General features: G+C 71.8%; 5 protein-coding genes and 2 pseudogenes. 5 read left to right on the forward strand and 2 right to left on the reverse strand.

The features are described 5' to 3' along the window. Nucleotides 1-32: 32 nt before the first annotated feature. Complete coding sequence (locus ACIHIX_RS37360; RefSeq protein ID WP_399964288.1) at nt 33-656, reverse strand: hypothetical protein; 624 nt, start codon at nt 654-656, stop codon at nt 33-35. Between the two features lie 163 nt (nt 657-819). Beyond that, nucleotides 820-1521 carry a helix-turn-helix domain-containing protein gene (locus ACIHIX_RS37365; RefSeq protein WP_399964290.1) on the reverse strand — a complete coding sequence of 234 codons (702 nt, stop codon included), beginning with the start codon at nt 1519-1521 and terminating at the stop codon, nt 820-822. Nucleotides 1522-1873: 352 nt separating this feature from the next. Here ACIHIX_RS37365 and ACIHIX_RS37370 point away from each other — a divergent pair. The 5 genes and pseudogenes from ACIHIX_RS37370 to ACIHIX_RS37390 form a co-directional block, all read left to right on the forward strand. Next, nucleotides 1874-1951 (forward strand): annotated as a pseudogene (locus ACIHIX_RS37370) (STAS domain-containing protein); the annotation flags it as partial. A gap of 303 nt (nt 1952-2254) precedes the next feature. Further along, entirely contained in the window at nt 2255-2938 is a 684-nt protein-coding gene (locus ACIHIX_RS37375; protein WP_399964292.1) for a class I SAM-dependent DNA methyltransferase, read from the forward strand. A 40-nt stretch (nt 2939-2978) separates the two neighbouring features. Continuing rightward, nucleotides 2979-4781, forward strand: coding sequence for a SpoIIE family protein phosphatase (locus ACIHIX_RS37380; RefSeq protein ID WP_399964294.1), 1803 nt, complete (start codon nt 2979-2981; stop codon nt 4779-4781). A gap of 123 nt (nt 4782-4904) precedes the next feature. Then, the gene (gene purU / locus ACIHIX_RS37385) at nt 4905-5777 is read left to right on the forward strand and encodes a formyltetrahydrofolate deformylase (RefSeq protein ID WP_399964297.1); all 873 of its coding nucleotides are present in this window, start codon (nt 4905-4907) and stop codon (nt 5775-5777) included. Between the two features lie 24 nt (nt 5778-5801). Continuing rightward, nucleotides 5802-6100 (forward strand): annotated as a pseudogene (locus ACIHIX_RS37390) (serine hydroxymethyltransferase); the annotation flags it as partial.

Below are 6100 nucleotides of genomic sequence, written 5' to 3' on the forward strand. Positions count from 1 at the left end.
GGCCGGTCACTTCGATCAGCCGGCGGTTCCGGTCAGAGCAGCCAGCGGTTGCGGCTGACGAAGGGCAGCCGGGCCCAGGCCCTGCCCAGTCCCCATGTGGCACCGGCGCCCGCGGCCGCGAGGGCGATCAGCACGACGGCGTACACGAGGTGGTAGTCGGCGAAGGGGTTGGTCGACATGCTGACCGACCCGTCGGACAGGTGCCTGGCCGGAGGCCACTCGGCGATCCACATCAGCGCCATCATCGCCGTACCGGCGAACGCGGCGAGCCGCAGCGCGACGCCCGCTATCAGCGCGAGGCCGATGCCGAGCAGACCGAGCATGAACAGCCAGTCCGCCCAGCCCGCCCCGGCCCAGTCGTGGAAGGTGGACTCCATCGGGCCGGCGGCGACCCCGCTCAGGAAGCCCTTGGTGGGCGAGCCGTCGTCGATCCAGCCCTTGCCGGACGGGGTGGCGTACCCGAAGCCGAAGGTCTTGTCGAGGAACGCCCACAGGAAGACGAACCCGGTCAGGATGCGCAGCCCGGCCAGAACGTACGCGCTCGTCGCCGTCGCCGCGGCAGCGCTCGTCTCGGTCGAGGGGCTCGCCGTCCCACTCTTTCGCAGGGACGGGAAGCGGAATCCCGGGTGACGGTGCGGGTGATCGTGAACGGCCATGGTGCTCATCCCTTCCAGGGGTGATGCTCGGGCACTCGACGACGTTCGTCGCACCCTCAATGTCCCGCCGCGGCGAGCGGAGCCGCAGGGGCTGTGAGACCTGGAGTGGAGGGCCGAACGTCCTTGTGCACAGGGCCTGTTCAGTACCGTGACCGTCGTGCGGTCAGCTGCCGGACGTCGGATCCTCCCTGATCTCACGACCGGTGATCTCGTCGGCGTCGACCCACACCCACAGGTCGCGTCGGCCACCCGCCCAGGGTGCGCTGTACGCCTGTCGGGTCAGCCGGCGGACGGCGGCGGGGTCCTCGGCGCGCCGGGCCCGGCCGCGTACGAGCACACTCCAGCCCCGGCTCATGGCCTCGTCGATGTGGTCGACCTCGAAGGCGATCCGCCGGCCCAAGGCCTCGCAGAGGACTGTGCCGGGTGTCGTCCTGAAGGCAATCACTCCGTCGACGACGGAGTAGTTGACCGGCAGGACCGTCGGGCCGTCTGCGGTGGTCAGCGCGAGGCGGCCCACGCCGTGCGTACCGAGGCGGCGTCGGCATTCCTCGCCGCCGAGCGCGACCAGCCCGGCACCGCGGGCGGCCTGTCCCCGGCCCGGTGGGGCCTCGGCCGCGCCGCCGGTGAGTACGGACGCGCTGGTCCCCAGTGCCCCCGCGAGCCGGAGCAGAACGCTCCTGCCCGGCGCGGCGGAGGACGATTCCTCCAGATACCGGAGGTAGGAAGAGGAGACACCGGCCCGGTCGGCCGCGTCGGCCCGGGTCAGCCCGAGCTCCCTGCGGCGCTGCATGAGGCGGCGTCCGAGGTCGCCTCCGGGATGTTCGGTGCGGCCGGCCGCCGTACCGGATGATGTCGTGTCGGCCACGACCACTCACCTCCTGCTGGTGCCGGGCCGCCGGAGCGGCCCGGGGAGGACCGGGCCGTTGTCGCCGGCCCTCCGCCCGTCCCCCGCTGTGCCCCCTGTTCAGCTTTGGCCCGGGTGACCGCCCTCCGCTTGGGCCGGTCGGGCCCCGTCCGGCAGGGGACCGGCACCATCTCCGCCACACCGGGGCGCTGGGGAACAGGGTGTCAGGGCATCGAGACGGGCCGACAGCGGTGGCCCTGTGCACAGGTCGATCTCGCCGTGCCGCCGACGGCCCGCTGCGGGTGGCAGGGCGCTGAATCCTCGTGGGCCTCGAACATGATCAGAGGCATGAGTACCGCCTTCCCCGGACCTGGTGCTGGACCTGAGGCAGGTGTCCTTCATCGACTGCAGCGGGCTGCGCACCCTGTGCCGGGCACGCAATCGCGTCCGCGCCCGCGGCGGAGGACGGCCTCGGCGAGCTCCGCGAGCGCACCGCCCTCGAACCCGTGACCGTCGGCTGGCGACGGCCAGCGAGGCGGCTTGCCGGTGTCGAGCGCCGCGTGCGGGGTCTGCCGGGGAGTCACGGGGCCCGCGTTCCGCCCACCACGGCGGTGACCAGGACGGCGGGCATCGGGACCTGAGCGGCGCGGTGGCCCCCGGGACGGGCCGAGCGGACAGTGCTGCTGTCCACGCCTCATCCTCGACGGTGCAAATATGAAAAACTCGCCTATAGCGGCACCGAAGGAGAACTCCTGTGAGCAGCCCCGCCGACGACTCCGGCTACGCGAATCTGCGGCTCGACCGTACCGGTCAGGCCGCGGCCTTCGACGCCCTCGGTGACCGTTACGACGAGGCCTTCCCGCACAAGGAGGGGCAGGTCGCCGCAGCCGAGTGGCTGATCCGGTCGCTGCCGACCGGGTCCCGCGCGCTCGATCTGGGGAGCGGCACCGGCATTCCGACCGCGCTTCAGCTGGCGGAGGCGGGCCTGGCGGTCGTCGGTGTCGATCTGTCGGACGGGATGGTGGCGCTGGCGCGCAGGAACGTGCCCGCCGCGGAGTTCCGCCAGGCGGACATCGCCGACCTGCGGCCCGGCGGCCCGCTGGATCTCGGCCGGTTCGAGGCGGTGGCGGCCTTCTTCTCGCTGCTCATGCTGCCGCGCGCGGAGATCCCGCCGGCCCTGCGGACCATCCACCACCTGCTGGTGCCGGGCGGTCTGTTCGCGCTGTCGATGGTGGAGGCGGACGTCGACGACTTCTCCATCCCGTTCATCGGGGAGAGCATCCGGGTCTCCGGCTACCTCAGGGAGGAGCTGCGCGAGGTCGTCGAGACCGCGGGCTTCGAGATCGTCGACGAGTCCTCGTTCACCTACGCCCCGGCCTCCGCGGACGTCCAGCCCGAGGTGCAGATCTTCCTGCGCTGCCGACGGCGGCGCGCCTGACGACCCTGCTCCGCGCGGGCACGCGGCGGGAAGGACACACATGACGAAGCGCCTCGGGACCGGCAAGCGCACCGGCAGAAAAGCGGCCGGTGCGCAGGGGCGCGCCACGCCCGCCCGCCGGCCGAGGCGCCCCGGCCCGGCGTCCGTCCCCGGTGACCGCGCCGACGAGACGCGCCCGGCCGAGCCGCAGACGGACCGGCTCCGGTATCTCGACGCGGCGACCCGCAGCATCGCCCGCGGCATGGACCTCGACGAGACCCTGTCGGAGCTGTGCCGGGCGGCCGTCCCGGCCTTCGCCGACACGGCACTCGTTCATCTGTACGACCCGCTGCCGGTGGGCGACGAGACCACCCCCGCCCCCGGCGTCCTGAGGCTGCACACCACGCGACAGACCTCCCCGCAGGCGCCGGCCTCCGCGACCGAGGCCGCGCATCCGGCCGTGGGCGGTCCGCTGGCCACGCGGCTGAGGGACGGCCGGCCCGTCTTCGGGGACGCGCCGAACGCGGCCGCCACGGTGGCCGAGCTGCTGGGCCCGGCGAGTGTCGGCACGACGCCACCGCCCGGGCGGCGCCTGATCCTCGCCCCGCTGCACGGGCGCAGCCACGTCCTCGGCAGCGTCGTCCTCCTGCGCGGCACCGGCCGGCACCCCTTCACCGACGACGATCTGCTGGTCGCCTCGCAGCTCGCCACCCACACCGCGCTCGGCATCGACAAGGCGATGCTGTACGCCCGTGAGGCGTCCGTCGCCGACACGCTCCAGCGCACCATGCTCCCGCCGTCGCTCCCCGAGCCGCCCGGCGTCCGGCTGGCCAGCCGCTATCTGCCGGCCTCACGGACCGCGCAGGTGGGCGGCGACTGGTACGACACGATCCCGCTGCCGGGCAACCGGGTCGCCCTGGTGATCGGCGATGTGATGGGCCACTCCATGACGTCCGCCGCGATCATGGGGCAGTTGCGCACCACCGTGCAGACCCTGGCCCTGCTCGACCTGCCGCCCGACGAGGTGCTGCACCACCTCGACGAACAGGCCGGTCGCCTCGGCACCGAGCACACCGCGACCTGTCTGTACGCCCTCTACGACCCCGTCCTCCAGCGGCTGCTGGTGTCCAACGCCGGCCATCTGCCGCCGGTGCTGCTGCGTCCCGACGGAACCGGCGAGATCCTGTCGGTCCCGCCCGGGCCGCCGATCGGTGTGGGCGGCGGCGGCTTCGAGTCCACCGAGATCCACGCCCCGGCCGGGGCGACCCTGCTGCTCTACACCGACGGCCTGGTCGAGTCCCGCGACTCCGACGTGCTGACCGGCGTCGAGAACCTGCGCGCCCGGCTCCGTACGGCCGCCACGCAGGGCACTCCCCCGGCGCTGGAGACCCTCTGCGACGCGGCCCTCGGCGCGCTGGGCAAGGGCGACCGGGACGACGACGTCGCCCTGCTCGCCGCCCGGTTCGAGGGCATCCTGCCGGAGACCGTCGCGTACTGGTACATGGCACCGCGACCGCAGACCGCCGGCCAGGCCCGACGGCTGACCCGGCGGACGCTGCACCGCTGGGGCCTCGACTCGCTGATCGAGACCACGGAGCTCATGGTCAGCGAGGTGGTGGCGAACGCCGTGCGCTTCGCGTCCCGCCCGATCACCCTGCGCCTGCTCTGCACGGACGTGCTGCGCTGCGAGGTCGGGGACGACTCGCCGGTGGTGCCGAGGATGCGGCACGCCCGGCTGAGCGACGAGGGCGGCCGGGGACTGTTCCTGGTCGACCAGCTGTCGGAGCGCTGGGGCGCGACTCGGCTGAGCACCGGCAAAGTCGTCTGGTTCGAGCAGTCGTTGCCCGACAGCGTTGCTCATTGAGCAGAGTTTTTCTCCATACACAACACAACCGGGGTGGTGACGCCCTTGACCAGACCCCCTCACGCTTGGACCATGTTGCGTATCGCTCGCACTGTTGCTCATGACGCACTGCTGGAGGATGCCATGCCCCCTCGCCCCCACACAGGCCGCGAGTTCGTCCTCACCCTCTCCTGTCCCGACCAGGCCGGACTGGTCCACGCCGTCAGCGGCTTCCTCGTCACCCATTCCGGAAACATCCTGGAGAGCAGGCAGTTCGACGACCGGCGCCAGGGGCGCTTCTTCATGCGCGTGCACTTCGACGTCTCCGACCCGAAGGCCTCGGTGGAGTGGCTCAGCGCCGACTTCACACCGGTGGCCGAGGCGTACGGCATCGACTGGCGGCTGTGCGACGCCCACGCCCCCACCCGCGCGCTCATCATGGTCTCCAAGTTCGGGCACTGCCTGAACGACCTGCTGTTCCGCAAGCGGGCCGGCTCGCTGAACATCGAGATCCCGGCGATCGTCTCCAACCACCGCGAGTTCGAGGGCCTGGCCGACAGTTACGGCATCCCCTTCCACCACATCCCGGTGACCAGGGACACCAAGCCCGAGGCCGAGGCCCGACTCCTCGAACTCGTCCGCGAGTTGGACATCGACCTGGTCGTCCTGGCCCGCTACATGCAGATCCTCTCCGACGACCTCTGCAAGCAGCTCGAAGGCCGGGCCATCAACATCCACCACTCCTTCCTGCCCAGCTTCAAAGGCGCCCGGCCCTACCTCCAGGCCTACCAACGGGGCGTCAAGCTGGTAGGCGCCACGGCCCACTACGTCACACCGGACCTCGACGAAGGCCCCATCATCGAGCAGGACGTCGTCCGCGTGGACCACTCCCGCGACCCCGACGAACTCGTGACCATCGGTCAGGACGTCGAGGCCCAGGTCCTGGCGCGGGCCGTGCAGTGGCACAGCCAGAGCCGCGTGCTGCTCAACGGCCACCACACGGTGGTCTTCCGCTGAATGCCGGACGTTAGGAAGCCGCAGATGACCGTCCTGAACACGCCCCTGCATGAGCTCGACCCGGAGGTCGCCGCCGCGGTCGACGCCGAGCTGAACCGCCAGCAGTCCACCCTGGAGATGATCGCGAGCGAGAACTTCGCCCCGCTCGCGGTCATGGAGGCCCAGGGCTCGGTCCTGACCAACAAGTACGCCGAGGGCTACCCCGGCCGCCGCTACTACGGCGGCTGCGAGCACGTCGACGTCGCCGAGCAGATCGCCATCGACCGGATCAAGGAGCTGTTCGGCGCCGAGTACGCCAACGTCCAGCCCCACTCCGGCGCCTC

It is taken from the genome of Streptomyces sp. NPDC051913, from assembly GCF_044593635.1.
Classification (GTDB): Bacteria; Actinomycetota; Actinomycetes; order Streptomycetales; family Streptomycetaceae; genus Streptomyces.

Coding starts and splice junctions, on each gene's coding strand:
- ACIHIX_RS37360 (WP_399964288.1), bottom strand. CDS start 656: ATGGCCGTTCACGATCACCCGCACCGTCACCCGGGATTCCGCTTCCCG.
- ACIHIX_RS37380 (WP_399964294.1), top strand. CDS start 2,979: ATGACGAAGCGCCTCGGGACCGGCAAGCGCACCGGCAGAAAAGCGGCC.
- purU (WP_399964297.1), top strand. CDS start 4,905: ATGCCCCCTCGCCCCCACACAGGCCGCGAGTTCGTCCTCACCCTCTCC.